Raw genomic sequence first — 23,424 nt, 5'->3', positions numbered from 1 at the left:
AGATATTCTTTATCAATGTAGTTATTGAATACTATATAAATAACAAAGAAATAGCCTGCTGATTAATCTGTGACTTTACTTATGATTTCTTTTTTCTCTTTCTTCAATCAACATAGCGTTTAATGCAGCAATAACCTCACGACTTGCACTCTCAGCATCTTTGAAATAACTCATAACATTTTTAGCCTCTTGAGTACATGTATTGGCTTGTACGCATTTAACAGCCGCAATAATATTGTCATGTACCGATTTATGAGGTGCTTCGAGCTTTCTAAAGCTTGGTGTATGTCCAAAGATTTGAGCTCCCTTGCCCCCGTCAGCCCATTTGCCCAGACGGCAATGGTGATGATCGACAAATTCATCATCCACTCTGTTACTAAATACGCTTTTGTACCCTTTGGATTTAAAGAGTAAATGATCCAGCTTGACCAAAACCATAAAGACCGAATAAAGGACATTCGTAGAATCGTGTTCTATCACTTCGGTTCTGTTTCCAAGATCGATCAAAGTTGCTCTAAATTGTTCTAATTTTTCACTCGACATCGTTGAAATCGATTCCATAGCGCTCGAACGCTCATAAATTTCGGTCGCATTTTGTTTGAGACTTTGTACACTCATGGCAACTTCTGCCGTAGCTTTTTGGGTTCGTTCAGCAAGTTTTCGCACCTCATCGGCAACGACCGCGAACCCTCGTCCGTGTTCTCCCGCGCGCGCCGCTTCAATTGCGGCGTTCAATGCAAGGAGGTTGGTCTGATCAGAAATATCTTTGATCAAATCAATAACCTGTCCGATAGAGCCGACACCGTCATTGAGCTGTCCAACCGAACCATAGTTATCGGTAATATTGTTGACAAGCTGTTGCTGAATATCAAGGATCTCACCGATATCACTGTTGATCTCAATGGTATTTTCACGGTTATTTTTATTCATCAACTCTATCTCTTCGAGCTGACTGACATTATCGGAAAGATCTTTTTGCAGCAAGGATAAATCGTTTTGACAGGCATTGGTGAGATTTTCTGTCAAATGAGTCATTAACTCTGTCAAAGCAGCATTGTTTTTGTACTCCGCATTGGCTTGACGTAATTCGTAAAGCTCATTTTGTAAAGATTGATTATCTTTCTCCAGTTGTGCTATTTTCGCGTGGAGGGGTGCTACGTCATCGCGCGTTTGTCTGTTACCGAAGAACATTTATAACCTTTTCTTAATTTTTTACGGCAGATTACACCAATAACTGTTAAATAAAACTTAACATAACTTTTAATTTTTTTTTTAATTAATGCTTATCATATATGCTGCCAATATCGCAAAAGTGCCGATGGAGATAACATAATAAATTCCGATGAGTCGAAACAAGGCTGTTTTACCAAAATATAAAACCAAGATGCTTTTAGTGAGTGAATTGCTCACAATGGCAATAATGACACCATATTGTGCGGTTGTCGGGTCTAGCCCTTTTTTCGCCAATGAAGACAAAGAGAGGATAATGGCATCCACATCCGCAATCCCTGATACCAGCGCAACCGCATAGACACCCATATCTCCCACATATCGCTCTGAGAGGGTAATAAGAGCTAAAATTATTCCAAATATCAACCCCATCAGCAAGGCTTCTTTGAGATCAAACGGATTTGTAAATTCAATATTCTGCGGAATATTCTCTTTCTTGGTCGTGCGGTATAGATACCCTATGTAAATAAATCCCGCAAAAGATCCAGCACAAATCGGGATAAAAAACTGCTTTGCCAATAGGGGATTTATAGCCCACATCTCCACACCTGCACGAATTAACATCATCGAGGAGGCCAATGCGATCCCCAACGCGAGATTCTTCATCAAGAAACCGTTTTCGTATGCTTTTTTCGCCATACTCATCGCAACTGCGGTGGATGAAACCAATCCTCCAAAAAGACCGGCCAATCCGATACCGTGAGTCGATCCCAATAGACGTATCGCGATATATCCGAAAAAGGAAATCCCCGCAACCAAAACCACCATATACCAAATACGATACAAGTTGATCAATCCCATAGAATCGATCGCGCGATCCGGTAGAAGTGGCAAAATCACAAACGTCATAATCAAAAATAGAACAGATGCTCGGATATCTTTTTGGGAGATAGAATGTAGGAATGCCATTTAGTCCTCAAAAACCAGGTATGTTTAATGCAGGCATGATACAATCAAACACGTAAAAAGTTTGCACGGAGCAGCCATGAAAATACGATCGATCCTCATAGCGACTCTACTCCCCTTGACAATCAATGCAGAGATGAGTATCACTGCTCTGGAGCGGATAACACAAGAAGTTGCCCCTGATATTCTACGCGGTGGGATCAGTTTTGAAGAGCAACATAAAAACTCCTCTACAATCAAAGAGCATTTTAATACGCTCATCGCCGAAATGAAAAGAAATGATCCAAAAGGAGAGCTTTGCCGAGGGGGTGGATTTTATCTTTCACCGAGATATAGCTATAAAGATCAGAAGCAGGAGTTTATCGGGTACAGCGGAAATCTCTCCTTTAGCTGTGAATTTACCTCTATCGATCAGCACAACGCTATGATGAATGGGATCGAAAAGATTAAAGCACTCAGTATTCGTACCGTACAAGAACCTCTATCATGGGGAGTAAGCGATAAAGTTCAAACTTCAACCCGCCAATCATTACGCTCCAAACTCCTCCAAACTGCCAAGTCACAAGCCGAGCTCTTTTCAAAAGAGACCGATATGACATGTAAAATAGCCGCTGTTAGTTTCGAAGGGACACAACCGATCAGACCCATGATGATGAAATCATCGATGATAGCCGACAGCGCTTTAACGGAAAGCCCTATTCAAAAAAATGAAGAGCTATCCCTCGAAGCGAATGTGAACTACATCTGCTCAAAACGCATTCCGTGATGCAAGGTGTAACGATACATTTTAAGTGCACTGATGATGTTGTATAACAACAATCCAAACATCGCTATCCCCATCATCGCACCAAGCCGCAAAAGATCGTTATAGATCACTCCAAAAAGAGTAAAAAATACGGTGAGCGTAAACAAAACAAATAGGGCTTTAGCCCGTGAATAGGTGATGATGTTGGACATAATCGGGGTATCCATATACCCTGCGGAGTTGAGATGAAACCATATCAAAAAAGGGATGATTTTCCCCATCATCCCCAATATGATAGAGAGTGCAAACAATACATAGGCGATCAAAGCCATCGTTTGAAACAATTCGCTGCCGCTTGCTACATAGGTTCCATACAACCCCAAAGAAAGAAATAACAGTCCCATACCCAAAAGCCAAAACCATATACTCACATCACTAACACGCCGTTTGCGTTTTAAAAGCCGTTTTAATGTCGTGGCGATAAATCCCATCAATAACGCACCGATAATCGCATCAAACACCCAAACAAACGGTAGCCCTTCAACTAACCATAGCGTTTTAAACCCAAGCGCTCCGGCAATAATATTGAATGCGTTACGTTTGCACCATGGGCTATAAGAAGGCGTAACATAGAACATCTCTACCACCTGAAACGCCACAGCGATAATCAGTACTGCGATCCAGCCAATCAATCCCAATGAATAGTGTATGGTTCTAAGCATCTCATGCATCGTTCCAAATGCCTCGTTGGCGTATTCGGTTGCCATCACTATCCCAAGTAATGCTGTCAGCGATAAAGCAAAAAGAGCTATTTTCATCCCTTGCAATGTATCATGCGAAGTGCCGTTAAACAACAAAGGGAGAATCAGCTTTACCCCATACAAAATCGATGAACCCAAAAAAACGGCGGCAACGATAAATAGCGGCGGATACAAAAGGGTAAATGCCAATGTAAGAGCAATAATCCCCAATAGTAAAAAAAGATGGATTAAAAATGCGTTACCAGCGGGAGCGGGAATAGGGCGTCCCCCCAATACACTTTGCATCTGAAAAAGTGCCCCCAGCATCGCCATCGTTATAACACCCAAAAACATCAAATGTATTGATGCCAAAGAAAAGGGATGGTTTGGGATAAGAACCGTATCAGGATAGAAAAACAAAAGTGCACTCAGAAGAATTCCGAAAAACGGTACGGTAATAAAAAAACGCATCACTACCGAGATAGGAGGTGCCTGATCAAGAGAAAGGCCATTATACATCGATCCCCTCCAAATCAAGTGTCTTACTTCGAGTGATATAGATATGCCAAAGATTTTCTTCTATTTTTATGCTTCGAAAACGACCGCCGTTTTTAACGATAATCTCAAAAAGGGGTATCGGTTCACGGCGATGGATCATGTGAATCACCTCATCACCCGATAATTTTTTAAAGGCATCGACAGCCATCTCCAATGGAATAGGATGATCAAATTCTCTCGTATCGAGAAGAATCATTTTTCCATCTCTTTGAGTTTTTGGATCATCTCCTCCGCGTCATTTTCGAGGGCACGGTCAATCATCGGATAGAGCATCTGTTCTTCTTTCATATTGTGCTGCTGGAGCATAATCATCATCGATTCTCCGATCCCAAAAAAATCACTGTGACGATTCTCATCCAATGCTGATTTCATCGATTCAAGCAAAGATCGAAGCTGTTGATGTTCATAGCGCATCATCTGTGTCGGTCCCCCCATCATCCCCGTTCGTCGTTCGAATGCGATAAACAACTCGCGCTCTTCCATGTCAAAATGGTGGTTCGTTGATTGATAAAACATCTCAAAATACTCTTTTGCCTTATCAATCTCTTTTGCACTCAGTGCATTTTCCGCTTCACTGTAAAAGTGATCACATGCTCGGTGATCATCACGCATAAATTCGAAAATCATATCGGCTCCTTTGATATTTTCATGAGTGGCAGTATAGATACTATTTTGACCATTGATCTTGACGAATATCAAGATCTACTTTTTTTTCGGCAAATTATGCGGAAGAACATCCCGAAAATCTTTGATATATATCGCATTGATCCCTTGCCCAAGTTCGTGGATATCGGCATCCAGCCGTAACCATCGGTTCACCGAATATTGGACAAGAACACTCGATACCGTATCGTTTTTATACAGTATTCTCAAATCTTTGTTCAGGCGTGCTCCCACTTCAAATCCCATTCCCCCCTGCTGTGTCGTAAGAATATTCATCGTATCGATTTGCAGCTTGGTGGCTCCGTTAATCAGTCCCTTGAGTCCTGCTCCGAGCATAAAGTTGGTCGCATCCGCCCGAACCGTCGAACTCGATTTGTCCCCACTTGCACCCGTGCTATTTGAAGGACCGCCGAAAAGAAGATAACTCATGATATCGTTTTGACTCATCACCGGATCGGAACTAAAAAGAAAAATAGGCGAATCAAGAGTATGCGTTACATAAATCGAGAGTTTCTTGTAATCCACCTCATGTCCTATCGTAATATCAAGGTAAGGATTGAGCGGAACATCCCCGCCAAAATAGATCTCAGAGCGCTTGATATCAAATTTTTTGCCCGCACTGACCGCGCTTCCCGATGGGATCGTCATCATCCCTAAAATTTGCATCGGTTCAGTCGGGTCTTTCCAGAGAGTAATATCGGGGATCATCCCCAAATCAAGCTCTTTGGTTTTGAACCGTATCGGTTGGCGGGCGATTATATGAAGATTCATCGAAAACTTCACGTCACTCGGAGGACGAACATCTTGAACAATGATAATATCATCATCCATAACCTTGAACTCCTGAAGCGGCAGATAAGTCATCGTCGCATCCAGAATAGTAAGCGTCCCCGATAGGCTTTGATTGGCTTTTTCGTCTCTGATAAATCGGATATCGGCAGCAGCATGAGCATCCCCTTCGGGTCCGTTGTAGCTAAAGCGCTCCGATTGCAGTCTCAGATCTGCACTCAGATCCGATTTCACGACTCCTTTTAATTGCAATGTATCGTATATCCAAAACTCATCCACAATGAGATCTTTTTTTTCATTAATATGCATATACGACGGCTTTTCAGAGAGTATCGGATGATCGGCAATTTCAAACCGATATCCCTCGATGCGGATATTTCCATCACGGTATTCTAAGCGCATCCGTCCATCGGTTCCGCCATACGCTCTTTTCGAATCTAAAACAACCGCATACCAAGGAACTTTAATATCGCTTTGCACAACCAATGATGTACCAACATCAATGTGGGTTTTTGCACGTATCTCTGCATCATAGTATTCCCCTTTTTGCAACTCGATCGTCTGCAACTGTGAGAGAGTAGCAAACAATGAAGGGGTGATTGAGGTAATATCCAGATGGCTCTCAGTCACATTGATCAATCCGGTTATATCAAAAAAAGTACCCAGATAATTTCCTGATCCTTTGACTCGATCTCCCTGCAAAACGGTAGAGAGAGCCAGTGTCTGGCTTGATAGATTTAATCGAGTCATATTGGCATCATTGCTCATAGATACACTAAGAGATTGAGGTGGTTTATGTTCCCAGTTTTTCCAAAGTGATGCATTCGGAGGAAGGGTGAGATTTCCTTCCAGCGTATGATGGTTGTTTTGTGTCGAAAATTTACCGTCAAAGAAAAAATGATCATGAATCGTATGAACCGTACCGATTAATGCGTTGTTTCCAAGTGCGTATGTCCCCTCACTTCGTAGTTCAAGCGGCCCTTTACGAATCGCTTCAGGCAGTGATGTTATAAATGAAAGATTTTGGTTCTCACTGTGCATTCTCCAAGCAAAATGTTCATAATCTTTGCTCGCGATCTTCAACGTACTGCCATCAAGCTTTAATGTAGCGTTAAATCCATTCGCATCATCGTTGAATTCTCCGTGCAGTTTGTTGGAAGGGAGCGGTGTCGGAGACGTCACAACTCCGTCAAATTCACTCGTAGTTTTTCCACTCAACGCATAGCGGAGATGGTGTTTTGTCTGGATCGTATCACCACCGCGAACCAACCGATACAGAGCATCAATGTCAAAATAATCATTGTCATAGAGATAGTTAAAATCCAGAGCGATCCCATCGGCATGAAGCATCGTGTCTTGTTTGGAATCCAAATGCGCCAGAGTCGTATGAAGCACGGCTTTACGATCGGAGAGTTCGCTGATCCTAACGCGTACGATGGATGGAAGTGTGGTAAACCGTCCGCTATAGGGTGCAAGTGCCGCTGCATTGGGATACACATCGGCAACCCCTGCAATCGCATTTTTTCGGACACTTCCGTGAATGGCCGCACTGGCATAACGCGATTTTAGAGTAGCGTTTAAGAATGCAAAATTGAGTTGATCGCCATCATATGTGCCATTTTTAGCATGAATATCGAGTTCAACCGGATAGCTGCTGATCAATTGAAGATTGATGATATCGACCTCTTTAAGTTTAAACGTCGGAAATGGCCAAATCGAACCGCTATCACTCAAAAAATCCTCCACATGAATACGCAATCCCTCAATCTTCACCGAATCAACGGTGTGTTCTCCCCCAAGCATCTTGACCAGATTGTATTTGAGGACAAAGGTTTTCGCTTCGGCGTTATCGGTATGGACGTTATAGAGGGTAAACCCATCGATCAAAGATCCCTGTGCATGCGTATAGCGGATCCCCATAGGCTGTAGAACATAGCTATTGATAATCTGCAACCCATCCGGCCGAAATGCAATATAGAGCATCGCCGATGCAGTAATAATCGTGCTATAAAGGAGAAAATGAGCCGCGACAAAGAGATATTTGAGCCATCTGTGCCACGGAAACGATGGGATAGGATTCAAAACAGTTCTCCAATCCGAAAATGAATAGCATACTGCGCACTATCCTCAGGATCAAATCCGATATCAACGGCAACCGGACCGATCGGTGTCACATAACGAAGCCCTGCTCCTACCCCCAAATAACTGTCTTTCGTATAGTCGGGGATAATTTTTTCCGAGGCATAGGTAATATCGGTGAAGAAAACCCCTCGTATTGCTTGATAAATCGGGAAACGGTATTCGAACGATCCCTCCGTCAATGATGAAAATCCGATCGGATCCCCATCATTGTTTTTAGGTCCAAGATTTCGATAGGTATAGGCACGGTTGGAATTCATCCCACCCGCATAGAAGCGATACGACGAGGGGACATTGCCATCATAAATCCGTAATGTCCCCCATTTCAGTTTCGCACCAAAAACGTGCTCATCAATACTGGTGATGTACGCGGCCGAGAGAAGACTTTTGAAATAGGTAGCATCTGATATCTCAGAGGTATAGAGCGACCCCATGACGTTGGCATTGAGCCAATACCCTTTGGTCGGTTCAAGCGGTTTATCCCGCGTATCGTAGTTCAATTCTCCAAGCGGAGAGACGAGGGAGAGCTTATTATTCGGGAAAGTTGCCGTATCTTTACTTTCATACGTTTGAACCTGATCGAGCAAAAATCCCATCATTGCCGATGATGGAGTATCTTGGTACTTTGCCGTCAATTTTTGGTAGGTACTTTCGGTTTTATACCCATCAAAAATCTCATTTTTATATCCTATGTCAACCCCCAAAAGACCCCGGTTCTGAAGAGGATACCCAAACGTACCGACCGCCTCTTGTTTAATCTGAGAATAGCGAAAATCAAGCCCAAGTGTTTTGAGATCACCAAGAAAATTGCGGTGCTTCAATCCCATTTGTGCCGCGACTCCCTGATCACTGCTGTACCCCAAACCGGCGGTAAATCGGATCGGATGATCAGTCTCTTCTATAATCAACGATATAGGAACCTCGCTTCCGATACGCTCATTATCATTGATCACGACACGGCTAATTCCCTCTTGGGCATAAAGAGCTTCATAGCTTAGGCGTATCGCCTCGATGCTGTAGGTATCCCCCTCCTCAAATCGCAGCATCGATGCGGTGAGGTTTCCGTCAATATTCGGCGTCGATTCCACTGTTATCTTTCCGAATGTGCACCTCTCTCCCGGCGTTGCTTCAAACAACAAATAGGCACGATCGGTCTCGATATCGACCCACGCTTTGGTATTAAACTGCGCATTACAGTACCCCGCATCGGCATAACGTTTTTTTATTGCCGTTTTGGATTCCGAAAACGCTTCTTGATCAAAAAACTCTTCCGTACGAAGAGACACTGCAGACTCTATGTCCAATAGACTATTGATTTTAATATCGGCGACAACAATAGGATTATTTTCTTGAATGGTAAAAACGACACGATCTTGTATTGTTTCAGAAGTAACACGTGCGTGATAAAACCCTTTTGAACGATAAAAACTGCTGAGAGCCGAGACACTTTGAGAGATAGAAACCGGCTCAATAGCAGGCTGATCTTCCCACATTTCGATCGCATAAGGTTTTCGCAATCCTAAAACACCGAATAGATCCGATGAAGCAATTTTTTCATTACCGATAAACGTTATCGGCAAAGGGGCAGCAGAAAGCGATAATGCAAAAACTACCGCAAAGGATCCATATCGCATCCGCACCCCATTCTTTTTTTTATATTTTATCCAAAAAATAGTACCTGAAAAAAACAGCGATGCGATATCCTCTGTTATGAATGCCCTAACGGCGATTTTTTCATAATATTGCTCCAATCACGATCAAAAACTTTGGCAATAAATTTTTCATCGTGGGGGACCGTACACCCTGCACAGTTTTGATGAATCGCCGTATCCGTGATGAAACGTTCGCCATCAGAACTATCAATGGAACAAAGGCTATAACGTATTCGATGCTCAACGGTATCTATTCCTGCATCGTTAAACCGAAAATGGGGGCAGGCACAGAGATAGCAATTGAGGCAAGAGATATCGTGGCATTTTTTATTGTCGGCATAGAGAGGACAGAAATCGCGCTCTTTTTCCACCATGTTTTCGAATCGAAAATACGCAATCACCTCAGCATCACTGAGATTGGTAAGTTTCTCTAGTATAACACGGTGTTTGGCAGCGTGAGAATCAAACCACTCTTTATAGGTCATTATGCATCACTATGTCGTTTAAATGCACTGATCAAGAATGCAATGATCACTACTTCAAGCGGAATGAGAATACAATGAAGCCAATACACTTGCGTCAATGGACTAACAATGTTATAGTGTTCCAGCCCTTTATAAAACAGATAGGAAAGAAGCAGCCCTCCCAAATATCCTTGCTGTTTCACAATATCAATCCATCCCATAATACGGGCTTTTTGTGCAAAATGGGTCTCCGCACGTACCAAGTAACCCCCAAACACAAAAGAGAGCTGATAAGCGGCATAGACCACTAACGCAGTTATTTGATAGTGTGAAAAAATAAGAAAAAAACCAATCATAACCAACATAACCGCTTCAGCAACCAACGAGAGGATAAAAAAACGTTTCAATGTCATCAGATGATGATAGGCATATGCCATTCCCATCAATCCTATCGCTAAAACGATCCCCCCGACCGAAAAAGTCGAAGGGCTGAGTGAGCCGTAAATCGTAAAAACCGATCCTCCGGCAATCCCGGTAAAAAGAGAATTTAAGAACTTGTACCGAAGATATGGGTGAAAAAAGAGTTTCATACTACCCTAAAAAATAAATTTTATTCCGGCACTTACCGTCCGTTTGAAATCTACTGGATAAATTTGATTATCTCGGATCCATACACCGTTTGTATGGTCGAATAGATTATTGATTGTAACAAAAACTTCATAATTGTCTTTGGCATAATTGACAATCATATTGGTCGAATAGTAGGCATCTTGTTTTTGCGTAAATTCGTTTCCAAAATCGAGTTGTGCATACGCTTTTGAACGGTATACTTCACTCAATGCAACCGATGTATGCTCGTTAGGCATATACGTAAGAGTTGCCTGGGCCGAGTGGTTTGAAACTCCCGGAAGTTGATTACCGGAAAAATCTTTACCGTCAATCTTTTCATCATCAATTATTGCTTTGACATAGTTATAGCCCAAGCCCATTTTCCATTGATCGTTCAAAGTTCGAAGATAACTTAAATCCAACCCGTATTTATGAGATTTCTCGATATTCGTATTAGACGTGAGCGTTGCGATCCACGCTAAATCGTTACTGTAAAAATAGATCTCATCTTTTAGCTGTACATAATACAAAGATGCTTTAATTTTTGTCTGTGCATCAATCTTCGTATATCCTATCGTGTACGTATCAGTTTTCATAGGATTTAAAAAACCGTTAAATCGGGTAGGGTCTGTGTACGGCCATGTAAAATCGACTAATGTAATCCGATCCAAATCAGGGAATTGAAATGCATGTCCATAATGAACGAACAAAGATTGCTCCGCATCCAAGAGATGTGAATACCCCATTTCATACGCATAAAGCGCTTGATCCGTTTTTGTCAAAGGGGTAACATTATCTTCGTACTGATAAAACGCTTTTTCATAACGTCCTCCAATGGTATAAAGGCTGTTTCCATTTTGATATTCGCCGGAGATGAATAGTGCGCTGTTACTCTTTTGTGAGTGTACACCTCGCGACCAATCAACATTTCCCTGCGTTCCTTGAAATCCTACTATGGCATTCAGAGATTCCCCATCATATCGAAGATTGGTATTGATTTGACGGTATAGATAATTAGAGTTATATGGAGTTACATACGTATTATTGATATTCGGATATACGCCATCAAAACTTGTACTAACAAATGCATTCGATTTAATCTCTTGCGCCACCGATGTATCAAAAATGAACCCTTTAGGTAAAATCTGTTTTACACCTAATGTCACAGCTTGACTACTGAAAACATGACTCATCATGGGGCTTGAGTTATATCCGAATCCATTATCTGCACTCCCTTGTTGCGAAGGGTTTGTTCGATATTGATCTAACGTCAATGTACCCCCGTACAAAGAGTTATTACGGGTAAAGTCGGCACTGCCGTACACTTCTGTTACGTTGTTCGGGCGATAACTGAGAGATATCCCTCCATTCGTACTTTTTTGTGAATCGTTTAGCCCTTGTGAATCGAGATCACGCATACCGCCCGTATCAAAATGGTCTAAATGAACAGAATAAGAAAATTTCTCTTTGACACCCGATAAATAGAGCGATTCACTCTGCGTGTGATAGCTCCCCCCAGAAAGTGTTAATTGATTCTGGGTCTCTTGTTTTGTAATGATGTTGATCACCGCAGCATTTGCACCGTCTCCATAAACAACAGAGCCTGCTCCTTTGAGAATCTCTATCCGTTCAATCGTACTCACAGGAATAGACCCTAGCATCTGAGGAGACATGTCCACATTGTTTAAACGTCTCCCATTGAGAGTAACTACTATATTCTGATAGCCTGTATCCGCAGTTCCATACCCATGCACATCGATAGGGCGTGCAAATGGATTGTTATAAGTCGGCGCAATTAATAATGAGCTCTGTGTTGCCAAAAAGTCATAAATATTATTCGTATGAGAAGCTTCGATTTGAGCAGCCGTATAAATTTCAGCCGCATAAGGGGCACGGAGTTCATCCGTTTCAATGGCATTGGATGTAATAGAGATCGGTTTGAGCTGAAGGGTGTTAGCTTCTAATGAAGCAGCCAGTGTTGCAACCGCAACGAGTGATAGGGTGTGTTTGTACATACGTGTCCTTGAAGTATTGTAATAATGGTTAAGAGAAGAACACGTTTTGGAGGGGAGACTGTCGAATAGGTATGGATAGGATGGGTAGGACATATCCAAATGATTCGGGTAATATTCTGAAGAAGGCGGATAAATGAAGCATAGGCTTGGATTGCGACTAAGGTGAAATACCCCTTACCAAACCCTTTCGGTGCTTTCATTCTTCGCCTCCATAGTTAAATTGCGAGGCGAATTATAACGAGATTTTAAGACTTAAACTGTCCGAGCTGCGTATTAAGATTGCTAGCAGCTTGATAAAGATCACCCGCGATATGCGATATTTTTCGAATATCTTCTTGATTGGTTTGAGAAAGATTCGACATTTCAGAAACCTTTTGGATAATGTCACGAATTTTGAGTGCCATGTTTTCAGATTCGTGAACACTTTTTTGGCTCGCATCGACATTCGAATGCAAGACATTCGAAGCCGAATTAATTTTCAAATCAATCTCTTCGCTGCGTTCCGCAAGCCGAGCGATATTTTCACTGTTAATATTCATCATATCGGATGAATCTGAAATCGACTGGATCACAATCGAAATTGTAGAGTTAATCTCTGTCAAACTTTTTTGAGTACGTTCCGCCAATTTACGCACCTCATCGGCAACAACTGCAAACCCTCGTCCATGCTCACCTGCACGTGCTGCTTCAATGGCTGCATTCAACGCCAAAAGATTGGTTTGATCAGCAATATCGGAGATGATACTAAGAACCCCGCTGACACTCGCCGCATCCGAAGAGAGTTGTGCGAAGCGCTCGCTTAGCTCACTGCTCATTTGCGTTGTTTTGTAAATTTCACTGGTAATTGCAGTGGCAATTTCGCGAACATGCCCCAATTCGATTTCAGTGCTACGACTATTTTCCAATGTCATCTTTGCCATATTCACACTTTGTTCAAGAGATATTCCGATCTCTGATGCCGTCGAATTTGTGTTTTGCGCAATTGTATTGGTTTTCTCAGACTGTGTCGAAAGATTGGACGCTGCACTGGTAAGTGAAGAAGTGGAACCAACGACTGAATCGGTGATCTGTTTGGTATCATTGATCGTTGTTTGAATTTTTTCGATAAATTGATTCAAATACTTGCTGGCAATTCCAATCTCGTCGCGTTGATTTCGGATTGGAAGACGTTTGGTCAAATCTCCGTTTCCATGCGCAAGATCACCCGAAACTTTATCCAACTCCTCAATCGGATGGAGAATACTCATGCCGGAGATATAATTGATCGCGACCAAAATAGCGGTCAAAATAGTTCCCAACAACATAAACCATTTAAAGAAGCTTGCACGAAGTTCTTCAAAATAATCGGCTTTGTTAATTCCCGGAATAACCCACATATCCCATGCCGGAATGTACCGATAGGCCGCTATCTTATCCTGACCCGTTGTGGCAGAAACATACTCATAAATCCCTCCGGCTTTATCGGATCGGATATGATCGACATAATCATGTCCCGCTTTATTTTTGCCTTCATCTTTTGGATGAATCGTCATGACCCCTTGAGCATTGATAAAATAGACATAACCACTTTTACCGATTTTGATCTCTTTGATCTCTGATTTAAATCCCTCTTCTTCGTACGCCTTCGGCTCTATGTTAGCGATATAGTTAACATTCTTTTCCAACGCATCGGCAACGGTATTGAGATCACTGATCATGATCTCCTTGATCGTTCCGACGGCGATGAAGTATGCTACAATGACACTTACAAGAATAGCACCTACTCCTGCAACGAGATTGACGATAAACTTTGATTTTATCGTATTAAAGACATTCATAAAGGCAACCTTGTGTTGTAAATGTGACTAAAATGTGACCTTATTGTAGTTTTCTTTTTCTAAATCGAAGGTAAAATTATGAGATTTTCTTATTTAAAGCAAATTGTTGAGTACATGCAGCAGCTCGATCATATCACCGTTGCTTACCGTGCTAACGATACAACACTCAAATTGGTTTTTGACCGTGATAATAGCTGGAATTTTGAAATGGCACGAGGAAATTCAGCTATTACTATCGGTGAATTTCCCAATCGCGGAAAAATCTATCAAGCCCCGTTTGATGTTTTATTAGCCAAAAGGCTCAACCGTTCAACCATTCAATCCATCACTCTTCACAATAACGATAAAATCATCCGTATTACCACAACCACGAACGGTTCTTATAAGTCTGAAACCACTATTTTACAGCTTGAATTCACCGGGAAACACACCAATGCCATCCTTTTGGATAAAGATGACATTGTTTTGGAAGCGTTGCGTCATATTGACGAGAATATCTCGTCTCGGTCCGTACGGGTCGGCCAAAAGCTAGGAGACCTCCCATCTCCACCGTATGAGCCAAAGGAATACCCACTGGAGAATGTCCGTGAGTATCTCATCGGTCAGTTTTTGAATCGCAGCAATGAGAAACTCAATCATTTAAAACAAGAAAAAAAAGCCCTTTTATCGAAACGATTAACTCAATTGCAAAAACATTTGCAGGATCTAGATAATGAAGTGTCCCTGATGGAAGAATCGGAAAAACTTCAATATTCAGGCCATCTGATCCTGGCAAATCTTGATAGTATCAAACCGTACCATGCTACGGCTCTGATCTCAGATTTTGATGGAACACAAAAAACGATTCTCTTGCCTTCTGGATGTGACACAGCCGCCGGTTGTGCCGAGTATTTTTTCAAACGCTCGAAAAAAGCAAAACAAAAATCGATCGGACTGCATTTGGAACGTTCGAATCTTGAAGGCAAAATCCGCCATTTAGAGCTTTTTATACAAACGATAACTGAAGCCAAATCTCCCGAAGAGATCGCTCTGCTTTTTCCTCCAAAATCGATAGCAACCAAACAAAAACACTCCGACTTAATCGCGGAGTTTTGGATCGATGGGGTGAAAGTTTCTTTGGGTAAAAGTGAAAAAGGGAATATTGAGCTTTTGCGAAATGCCAAGGCCAAAGACGTCTGGATGCATCTCAAAGATCGTCCCTCGGCACACGTGATCATTACAACCGATAAACAACAACTCCCGGAACGTCTTCTCGAAGCTGCGGCAAAACTCTGTGTCGATTTTTCCGTATTTGAAAAAGGCCGCTATTTGGTCGATTATACTCCCCGAAGAGAAGTGAGAGTTCAAGAGGGGGCCAATGTCCTTTATACAAACTACAAAACTTTAAATATCGAAAAAGGATAAAGGAGTTTTCATGGCAGATATCGGTCCGATTGGCAGCGCTATATACGTCAATCAACAAATGGCAAGTGTCGCAAGTGAAAAAAATGCTCTTCTCAATCGATTCGAAATGCAGGCTCTTGCTGCTGCAACTGCCGCCCAAGAGGAAAAGCAAGAGATAGAGAATGTCCGACCGCCCGAAGAGAATCATGGTGTTGACCCCGATCGCGAGCACACGAAAGAACAAGCCGAACAAGAAGAGCAACGTTCTCCAAAACATCAAAAAGAAGAAAAAACGGAAATAGCTTCCAAACCGCTCCATATTCTCGATGTTAAAGTCTAAAATTCAATCGCGTATTTCACTGTTTTTTTCCATCCTTTATTATGAAATAAATGGTATAATCGCGAAATTTTAAAACCGTTGGTTCATCACACTATGCAAACTGCAAAAAACTCAACTCAAGAACGCATTGTTACCGGTGTTTTCCTCATTATCGGGATCTTGACAGTCGGACTGATCAACAACTTTTGGCTCATGTGGAGCGTCTTGGGGATCATTTATCTTCTCGCATTTCATGAGGCTACTCGTTTGTTTGGTATCAACAACAGTTCTCTGTACGCATATGCCGCCATTTTATGGCTCGCTGCCGCACTGTATCCGTACGGAGAAGATCTGTTTATCCTTGCCGGTCTTATCTTCGCAGCTGCAGTAGCATATACCCAAAACATCCCTCCAAAAAACTTCCTCCCGTTTATCTATCCGACGGCGGGGATGCTTTTTATTTTGAGCATGTATCAAGAGTACGGTATCACCTCATTATTGTGGCTCCTTGTTGTTGTGGCTTCAGCGGATGTGGGAGCATACGTTGTCGGAAGAAGTATCGGGAAAACACCTTTTAGCGTATCCAGTCCGAGCAAAACCCGGGAAGGAGTTTACGGAGGTATTGCCGTTGCTACAGCAGCAGGTTTTTTCATCGGTATCACCATTGTTGATGTGACTCAAGCGATTGTCGTTTCCATGGCAGCTGCTATCGGTGCAGTATTCGGCGACTTGTTTGAAAGTTACCTTAAACGTCAAGCGGGTGTCAAAGATAGCGGTTCGATTCTTCCCGGACATGGCGGGGTCTTAGATCGTATCGACGGATATCTTTTTGCTTCCATCATCATGCTGGTCCTTCTTAGAGGTCTTGTTTGATACTACTGGGCTCCACAGGCTCCATAGGGGTCAATGCCCTCAATATTGCAACACAATTCAATCTCAGCGTCGATACTTTGGTTGCAGGCCGCAACATCCCTCTTTTAAATGAGCAAATAAAACAACACCGTCCAAAGCGTGTTGTCGTAATGAATGCAGAAGATTGTTCACGTGTTGATCATAGCTGTGTCGCATCAGGTGAATCAGCCATATTAGAGGCTATCGAATCCTCTTCCTCACAGCACGTTGTCAATGCGCTTGTCGGTTTTGCAGGATTTCGCCCTACCCTCAAAGCACTCGAATGCGGCAAGAATATTGCACTTGCGAATAAAGAGTCTTTGGTAGTGGGGGGCGCATTTGTTGATACTTCCGCTATCGTACCTATCGACAGCGAACATTTCGGCTTATGGTATTTGAACCATACCCCAAGAGCAATCAATAGAATGATGATTACGGCCAGCGGCGGAGCATTTCGCGATTGGCCGTTAGAAAAACTCTCTGAGGCGACGTTGTCCGATGCCCTACGACATCCAAACTGGTCGATGGGACAAAAGATTACAATTGACAGTGCCTCAATGGTCAACAAACTCTTTGAACTTCTCGAAGCACGCTGGCTTTTCGGAGAGGGAGAATACGACGCCTTAATCGAAACCAAATCATTAATCCATGCCCTGATCGATTATAAAGACGGCTCATCAACCGCCCACTTTGCACATGCAGATATGCGTCTTCCGATTGCGTACGCACTTATGGGTCACGTCGATACTCCGATTGTCGATCGTATCGATCTGACTCGCATCGGTGCTTTAGAATTTCGTGAAATAGAAACTTCTCGTTATCCGGTTTGGGAGATCAAAACCGATCTCTTACGCAATCCGTCGCGCGGGGTTATTGTCAATGCTGCAAATGAAGCGGCAATCAAACGTTTCGTAGAGGGCGATATCCGTTTTATTGACATTTCTAAACTGATTCTGCACGCCTATGAAACCTTTCATCATGCCCCAGAATCGGTAGATGCTGTTTTTGCACTCGATGCTGAAGTGCGCCGTTTTATAGAAGGGTATGCATGTTAAAAGTCCTTATCCTTCACGGTTGGGGTGGAAGTGATTATCCCCATTGGCAATCATGGCTTGCAGGCGAAATTGCAAAAGATTACGGCTCGGTATCTTTTCCTTTACTTGATAATCCCCATTTTCCAAGTAAAAACCGCTGGATGAAACAGATCAAATCGATTCTATCCGATTTTCGCCCCAATGTTGTCATTTGTCACTCCTTGGCAAATATCGCTTGGTTTCATCTTTGCCATGAGGGAACTATCACACCGGTAAAACGTCTTTTGCTTGTCGCTCCTCCCCATTTGACATGTGAAATCGATACTCTCAAAACCTTTTTTCCCCTCGAAGCTCCCAAAAATCTATTCGCCGAAGAGGTCTTATTGATCACGTCAACGAACGATCCGTATATGAATGTAGAAGAAGCATCATCTCTACAAAAAGCATTAAACGTTGATATGAAAGTCATAGAGGACAGCGGCCATATCAATACAGCATCCGGTTACGGAGAATGGCCTTGGGTCAAAGAGTGGGTGCTGCAATGATCTTGAGTATCGAAAGTTCGTGTGACGACAGTTCGATCGCCATCACTGAAATTGGGACAAAAAAACTCATTTATCACAAAAAGATTTCTCAAGAGCTTGACCATTCTCGTTACGGCGGCGTTGTCCCTGAACTTGCGAGTCGTCTTCATGCAGAAGCGCTCCCCCGTATTTTAGAAGAATGCGAACCTTGGTTTAATGAACTCAAAGCGATCGCCGTTACCAACGAACCCGGTCTTAGTGTTACCCTGATTGAAGGGGTAACGATGGCTAAAGCGCTCAGTATTGCGCTCAACATCCCGATCATCCCGATTAATCATCTAAAAGGGCATATTTATTCCCTTTTTATCGAAAAAGAATCTCTATTGCCTATCACGGTTTTATTGGTTTCAGGGGGTCATACCCAAGTCATCGAAGTAACCTCCTACGAGGATATGCGTACCGTAGCGACAACGATGGATGATAGCTATGGCGAAAGCTTTGATAAAGTAGCTAAAATGATGTCTCTTGGATATCCCGGCGGACCATTGATTGAGAAACTTTCATTGTCCGGCGATCAAAGCCGTTTTGATTTTACGGTTCCGCTGTGGCAATCTCCCTTGATCGCATTCAGCTATTCCGGACTCAAAAATCAGGTGCGACTGGCCATTGAAGCCAATGATAGCTCTGTGTACCCTGATATCGCGGCATCGTTTCAGCACGTTGCCACCGAACATCTGCTTCAAAAACTAAAAAAATATTTCAAATCTTTCCCGCCAAAACGTTTTGCGATTGTCGGAGGGGCAAGTGCCAACCTCTATTTACGTGAAAGTCTTACAAAATTGCTTTCCAATTATAAAGCCAATCTACTCCTCTCTGAGTTAGCCTACTGCTCTGATAACGCAGCTATGATCGGTCGCGCCGCAATAGAGGCATACCAATACGGACACATGCAATCAAACCTGTCAGTATCTGTCAATCCACGCTCTAAGCTTTAGATTTTCTTAACCACATTTGCCTCCTTGATAATTCAGAGTTAAATTATCCGATTTAAAATATACTTCTCACATAACAAAATACAGAATAAGGAGCCAGTATGGCAACTACTAAATTCAAAGGTACAGACGTAGAACTTCTCGGAAATGAAGTTAAAGTTGGAGACAAAGCGCCAGAGGTAACTGTAGTTAATTCAGCAGGTTTAGGTGATGTTGTTGTTGGTGGAGCTCAAGGGGTAAAACAACTTATCATCGTTGTTCCTTCATTGGATACTGGTGTATGTGCTACCGAAACTCGTAACTTCAATGCTAAAGCGGCTTCAATCGAAGGTGTTAAAGCGACTATCGTATCTTTGGACCTACCATTCGCAGCAGGACGCTTCTGTCAAGCAGAAGGTATCGATAAGTTGACAGTATGTTCAGATTTCCGTAACAAAGATTTCGCAAATGCATACGGTGTATTGCTTGGCGGTTCAGTACTTGCAGGTGTAACATGTCGTGCAATTTTCGCAGTAAACGAAGAAGGTATCGTAACATACAAAGAGATCGTTCCAGAAATTACTGAAGAACCAAATTACGAAGCTGCATTGGCTGCTGTAAAATAATCTCTCGATTCTCTCCAAATCGGAGAGAAACATTCTCGCAATCTATCAATTACACGTTATTGTGATCATGCCGCCTTTATTATTAAGGACATAGCTGTATCTTCCATCCAACCCGATTGTAACACGCGCAAAATCACCATGATTCTCTATGCTTATATTCGAATAGGGAGCGCTATTCAAACTTTTTTGTTCACTTTTAAAAATCCCCGAATGCTTAAAATCAATAATTATACGATTCGGATCGCTAAGTGCGAAATGACGTGTCAGTATATCCGAAGTCTTAATAGTTATAATTTTTCCTTGCGTCGAAGCTTGAACAAAACCAAAATTTGCAAAGGATGATTTAGCTCCTGCAGGCTGTGATACGGCTCCCCCCTGCGAAAGAGTGATAGGGCGGTGCCAATCAATACTTTGATCGATTTGAACTTTTTTCTCTTCAAAACTACCATCCAAATTTTGGATTGTAAATGTAACCTCTTTGAGTATACGGGCTTGATCAGGAAACGTATAATTTATAGTGCCGATACGCGGACGCGTATCCGGAATATTTGAAGTAACTTTTTGTTTTTTTAATTCATCTGCAGGAAAAAATGGATTTTCACGCGCCGAAAGAGGCAAGAGAAGCAATATTGAGAGATAAAGTGAATATTTCATACATCCCCAGTCACTATTGTGAATCAGCATCAAGCTCTTTTAGCTCAAAATACTGTTTTTGCAAAGAAGCATTTTCGGCTTTTAGCCGTTCAATATCATCACTCAGATAATTTTGATGTTCTTCAAGCTCCAAAAGAACACTTAGAGAGTTGTCTCCAAAGAATATAAATCCCATATACACGCCGACAACAAGAACAATACTAACAGCAATGAAAAATTTCAGGGTAGACAAACCGAAATAGCGTTCGGTCAATCCTCCCCTTTCTTCATGATGAAGTAGCTCTTGATCATCGTGATGCATTAGTTAAAAAGGGCATTCCCTAGGTATTCACCGTACATAACTTCGGTTTCGATTTCAAGAAGGCGATTGTATTTTGCCGTACGTTCACCGCGTGCAGTTGAACCGGTTTTAATCTCACCGCAATTCAATGCTACCGCAAAATCCGCGATAAATGCATCTTCGCTTTCTCCCGAGCGGTGTGACATAACACATTTGTAACCGTTACGCTGTGCAAGACGAACCGTTAACATTGTCTCTGATACTGATCCGATTTGGTTCGGTTTGATCAAAATTGCATTCGCAATTCCTTTGGTGATCCCCTCTGCAAGAATATTAGCATTGGTAACAAACAAATCATCTCCGACAAGTTGAACTGTTGATCCCAAACGCTCAGTCAATACTTTCCATCCGGCCCAATCATCTTCACTCAATCCGTCTTCGATCGATACGATCGGATATTTTGAACAAAGATCCGCATAATAATCAACCAATTGCTCAGAAGTTACCGTACGATTTTCTGAATCCAAACGATATCCACCCTCACATACAAGTTCAGAAGCTGCAACGTCAAGTGCAATAGCGATTTGTTCACCCGCTTTGTACCCTGCTTTGGCAATCGCTTCCATGATAACTTGGATCGGCTCTTCATTTGAGCTCAAATCCGGTGCAAATCCGCCCTCATCACCAAGCGCCGTGTTAGCACCGCGATCTTTGAGGATTTTTTTGAGGTTATGATAGACTTCAGCGGATGCACGGAGTCCTTCTGAAAAATCATTAAATCCTACCGGCATAATCATATACTCTTGGAAATCAACACTGTTATCGGCATGGCTTCCGCCGTTGATGATATTGAGCATCGGTACAGGAAGAACCATCGCATTTGCACCGCCAAGGTAACGATACAATGGGATACCAAGACTTTTTGCCGCAGCACGAGCAACCGCCATAGATACGCCCAGTACAGCGTTAGCACCAAGATTTCCGTAGTTTTCAGTTCCGTCAATCTCTTTCATCACCGCATCAACCATTGCTTGGTTGTACGGGCTAAGTCCCATAATCGCATCGGCAATTTGTGTATTGACGTTTTCAACTGCTTTGAGAACCCCTTTGCCCATGTAACGGTTATCACCGTCACGCAATTCCAAAGCTTCACGTTTACCGGTACTTGCACCGCTTGGTACTACTGCGCTCTCACGCGTTCCGTCACTCAATTGAACCGTTGCTTTTACCGTTGGGTTCCCGCGAGAATCCATTACTTCGATTGCACTTACTTCATCAATAAAAATCATTCGTCTACCTCACCTATATCAGATTCATCCATTGCTATCAAGCCTGACACGCCCATAGCGGATTTAATTTTTTCTTCGACTTTGCGAGCCAATTCCGGCTCGTCTTTAAATTTTTGTTTGACGTTCTCACGCCCTTGACCGAGCTTGGTGTCTTCAAAGCTGAACCATGCACCGCTTTTATCGATGATATCGAGTTTAACACCGTAATCAACAAGTTCACCCTCTTTTGATATCCCTTCACCAAACATAATATCAAATTCTGCTTGACGGAATGGCGGTGCTACTTTGTTTTTAATTACTTTCGCCTTTACACGGTTTCCGATTTGGCTTTCACCTTGTTTCAAAGTCGCAATTTTACGGACATCAATACGGACGGACGCATAAAATTTCAATGCGTTCCCCCCGGTTGTCGTTTCCGGCGAACCATATCCCATCGTTCCGATCTTCATTCGGATTTGGTTGATGAAAATAATCGTACAGTTCATTTTATGCAATATACCGGTCAATTTACGAAGTGCTTTTGACATCAAACGGGCTTGAACACCCACTTGCTGATCGTTCATTTCACCTTCGATCTCAACTTTCGGGGTCAACGCCGCTACCGAGTCAACGACAATCAGATCAACCGCTCCGCTTCGAACAATTGTTTCGACAATGTCCAGCGCCTGTTCGCCGTAATCAGGTTGAGAGACGAGAAGGTTTTCAACGTCTACCCCTAGATTTTTGGCGTAACCGACATCAAGAGCATGCTCCGCATCGATAAATGCGCAGACTCCCCCTTTTTTTTGACATTCAGCCGTAATTTGCAGACTGAGTGTCGTTTTCCCTGAACTCTCCGGTCCATAGATTTCGATAACACGCCCTTCAGGAACCCCACCGATTCCCAGAGCCAAATCGAGCCCGATTGATCCGGTGCTGATAGCGTTGATAGGTTCAATCTCTTTGTCCCCAAGACGCATCAACGTCCCTTTTCCGAACGTTTTATCGATTTGCTTCATCGCCAATTCAAGCGATTTGAGTTTATTTGGATCCATCATGCGGTGCTCTCCTGAGACTAAAATGTTTTAAAGTTGCGTCATAATATGACAATTTGAAATATATATTCAAAATATGACAAATTGCAATA

Annotated in this window: 24 protein-coding genes; 8 read left to right on the top strand and 16 right to left on the bottom strand. The window is 42.5% G+C overall.

Annotated features, from left to right (window positions below; genetic code table 11):
* Positions 1–75: 75 nt before the first annotated feature.
* On the bottom strand, positions 76–1,191 hold the full coding sequence (locus CJD30_RS05210) for a methyl-accepting chemotaxis protein (RefSeq protein ID WP_294917024.1): 1,116 nt from the start codon (positions 1,189–1,191) through the stop codon (positions 76–78).
* 81 nt (positions 1,192–1,272) lie between these two features.
* Positions 1,273–2,139, bottom strand: a complete 867-nt coding sequence (locus tag CJD30_RS05205; protein WP_294917023.1) for a DUF4010 domain-containing protein — start codon at positions 2,137–2,139, stop codon at positions 1,273–1,275.
* A 76-nt stretch (positions 2,140–2,215) separates the two neighbouring features.
* Here CJD30_RS05205 and CJD30_RS05200 point away from each other — a divergent pair, with 76 nt between their 5' ends.
* Positions 2,216–2,902 (top strand): SIMPL domain-containing protein, encoded by a 687-nt coding sequence (locus CJD30_RS05200; protein WP_294917021.1) that lies wholly within the window; start codon positions 2,216–2,218, stop codon positions 2,900–2,902.
* Here the strand turns inward: CJD30_RS05200 and CJD30_RS05195 are convergent.
* From CJD30_RS05195 to CJD30_RS05150, 10 genes are all read right to left on the bottom strand, one after another.
* On the bottom strand, positions 2,875–4,140 hold the full coding sequence (locus tag CJD30_RS05195) for a hypothetical protein (RefSeq protein ID WP_294917019.1): 1,266 nt from the start codon (positions 4,138–4,140) through the stop codon (positions 2,875–2,877). The genes CJD30_RS05200 and CJD30_RS05195 overlap by 28 nt on opposite strands.
* Positions 4,133–4,375 carry a DUF2249 domain-containing protein gene (locus CJD30_RS05190; RefSeq protein ID WP_294917017.1) on the bottom strand — a complete coding sequence of 81 codons (243 nt, stop codon included), beginning with the start codon at positions 4,373–4,375 and terminating at the stop codon, positions 4,133–4,135. Before CJD30_RS05190 ends, CJD30_RS05195 begins: the two co-directional genes overlap by 8 nt.
* On the bottom strand, positions 4,372–4,806 hold the full coding sequence (locus tag CJD30_RS05185) for a hemerythrin domain-containing protein (RefSeq protein WP_294917016.1): 435 nt from the start codon (positions 4,804–4,806) through the stop codon (positions 4,372–4,374). The genes CJD30_RS05190 and CJD30_RS05185 overlap by 4 nt, the downstream gene beginning before the upstream one ends.
* Before the next feature lie 75 nt (positions 4,807–4,881).
* Complete coding sequence (locus tag CJD30_RS05180; protein WP_294917014.1) at positions 4,882–7,713, bottom strand: translocation/assembly module TamB domain-containing protein; 2,832 nt, start codon at positions 7,711–7,713, stop codon at positions 4,882–4,884.
* Positions 7,710–9,404 (bottom strand): outer membrane protein assembly factor, encoded by a 1,695-nt coding sequence (locus tag CJD30_RS05175; RefSeq protein ID WP_294917012.1) that lies wholly within the window; start codon positions 9,402–9,404, stop codon positions 7,710–7,712. The genes CJD30_RS05180 and CJD30_RS05175 overlap by 4 nt, the downstream gene beginning before the upstream one ends.
* A 74-nt stretch (positions 9,405–9,478) precedes the next feature.
* Positions 9,479–9,907: a hypothetical protein gene (locus tag CJD30_RS05170; RefSeq protein WP_294917010.1), complete on the bottom strand. Its 429-nt coding sequence runs from the start codon at positions 9,905–9,907 to the stop codon at positions 9,479–9,481.
* Complete coding sequence (locus tag CJD30_RS05165; RefSeq protein ID WP_294917008.1) at positions 9,907–10,476, bottom strand: hypothetical protein; 570 nt, start codon at positions 10,474–10,476, stop codon at positions 9,907–9,909. Before CJD30_RS05165 ends, CJD30_RS05170 begins: the two co-directional genes overlap by 1 nt.
* Positions 10,477–10,482: 6 nt before the next feature.
* Positions 10,483–12,510: a TonB-dependent receptor gene (locus tag CJD30_RS05160; RefSeq protein WP_294917007.1), complete on the bottom strand. Its 2,028-nt coding sequence runs from the start codon at positions 12,508–12,510 to the stop codon at positions 10,483–10,485.
* Positions 12,456–12,710, bottom strand: a complete 255-nt coding sequence (locus CJD30_RS05155; RefSeq protein ID WP_294917005.1) for a hypothetical protein — start codon at positions 12,708–12,710, stop codon at positions 12,456–12,458. Before CJD30_RS05155 ends, CJD30_RS05160 begins: the two co-directional genes overlap by 55 nt.
* A 45-nt stretch (positions 12,711–12,755) precedes the next feature.
* Entirely contained in the window at positions 12,756–14,327 is a 1,572-nt protein-coding gene (locus CJD30_RS05150) for a methyl-accepting chemotaxis protein (RefSeq protein ID WP_294917003.1), read from the bottom strand.
* Positions 14,328–14,405: 78 nt separating this feature from the next.
* On the opposite strand from CJD30_RS05150, the gene CJD30_RS05145 reads away from it, so the two are divergent.
* From CJD30_RS05145 to tpx, 7 genes are all read left to right on the top strand, one after another.
* On the top strand, positions 14,406–15,731 hold the full coding sequence (locus CJD30_RS05145; protein WP_294917001.1) for an NFACT family protein: 1,326 nt from the start codon (positions 14,406–14,408) through the stop codon (positions 15,729–15,731).
* Between the two features lie 10 nt (positions 15,732–15,741).
* The gene (locus CJD30_RS05140; protein WP_294916999.1) at positions 15,742–16,050 is read left to right on the top strand and encodes a hypothetical protein; all 309 of its coding nucleotides are present in this window, start codon (positions 15,742–15,744) and stop codon (positions 16,048–16,050) included.
* Positions 16,051–16,143: 93 nt separating this feature from the next.
* On the top strand, positions 16,144–16,902 hold the full coding sequence (locus tag CJD30_RS05135) for a phosphatidate cytidylyltransferase (protein WP_294916988.1): 759 nt from the start codon (positions 16,144–16,146) through the stop codon (positions 16,900–16,902).
* On the top strand, positions 16,899–17,975 hold the full coding sequence (gene dxr, locus CJD30_RS05130) for a 1-deoxy-D-xylulose-5-phosphate reductoisomerase (RefSeq protein WP_294916986.1): 1,077 nt from the start codon (positions 16,899–16,901) through the stop codon (positions 17,973–17,975). The genes CJD30_RS05135 and dxr overlap by 4 nt, the downstream gene beginning before the upstream one ends.
* The gene (locus CJD30_RS05125) at positions 17,969–18,499 is read left to right on the top strand and encodes an alpha/beta hydrolase (protein ID WP_294916984.1); all 531 of its coding nucleotides are present in this window, start codon (positions 17,969–17,971) and stop codon (positions 18,497–18,499) included. Before dxr ends, CJD30_RS05125 begins: the two co-directional genes overlap by 7 nt.
* On the top strand, positions 18,496–19,473 hold the full coding sequence (tsaD, locus tag CJD30_RS05120) for a tRNA (adenosine(37)-N6)-threonylcarbamoyltransferase complex transferase subunit TsaD (RefSeq protein ID WP_294917032.1): 978 nt from the start codon (positions 18,496–18,498) through the stop codon (positions 19,471–19,473). Before CJD30_RS05125 ends, tsaD begins: the two co-directional genes overlap by 4 nt.
* 98 nt (positions 19,474–19,571) lie before the next feature.
* Positions 19,572–20,075: a thiol peroxidase gene (tpx, locus tag CJD30_RS05115; protein ID WP_294916982.1), complete on the top strand. Its 504-nt coding sequence runs from the start codon at positions 19,572–19,574 to the stop codon at positions 20,073–20,075.
* A 45-nt stretch (positions 20,076–20,120) separates the two neighbouring features.
* Here tpx and CJD30_RS05110 read toward each other — a convergent pair whose 3' ends face one another.
* From CJD30_RS05110 to recA, 4 genes are read right to left on the bottom strand one after another with little or no spacing between them, the layout of a single operon-like run.
* Complete coding sequence (locus tag CJD30_RS05110; protein WP_294916979.1) at positions 20,121–20,759, bottom strand: AMIN domain-containing protein; 639 nt, start codon at positions 20,757–20,759, stop codon at positions 20,121–20,123.
* The gene (locus tag CJD30_RS05105; protein WP_294916976.1) at positions 20,743–21,030 is read right to left on the bottom strand and encodes a hypothetical protein; all 288 of its coding nucleotides are present in this window, start codon (positions 21,028–21,030) and stop codon (positions 20,743–20,745) included. The genes CJD30_RS05110 and CJD30_RS05105 overlap by 17 nt, the downstream gene beginning before the upstream one ends.
* Positions 21,030–22,298 (bottom strand): phosphopyruvate hydratase, encoded by a 1,269-nt coding sequence (gene eno, locus CJD30_RS05100; protein ID WP_294916973.1) that lies wholly within the window; start codon positions 22,296–22,298, stop codon positions 21,030–21,032. Before eno ends, CJD30_RS05105 begins: the two co-directional genes overlap by 1 nt.
* Entirely contained in the window at positions 22,295–23,332 is a 1,038-nt protein-coding gene (gene recA, locus CJD30_RS05095) for a recombinase RecA (protein WP_294917029.1), read from the bottom strand. Before recA ends, eno begins: the two co-directional genes overlap by 4 nt.
* Positions 23,333–23,424 lie beyond the last annotated feature (92 nt).

Origin of the sequence: Sulfuricurvum sp. PD_MW2 (genome assembly GCF_002633015.1) — a bacterium.
In the GTDB taxonomy this organism is placed as follows: domain Bacteria; phylum Campylobacterota; class Campylobacteria; order Campylobacterales; family Sulfurimonadaceae; genus Sulfuricurvum.
This window is presented reverse-complemented; position numbering and strand designations above follow the sequence as displayed.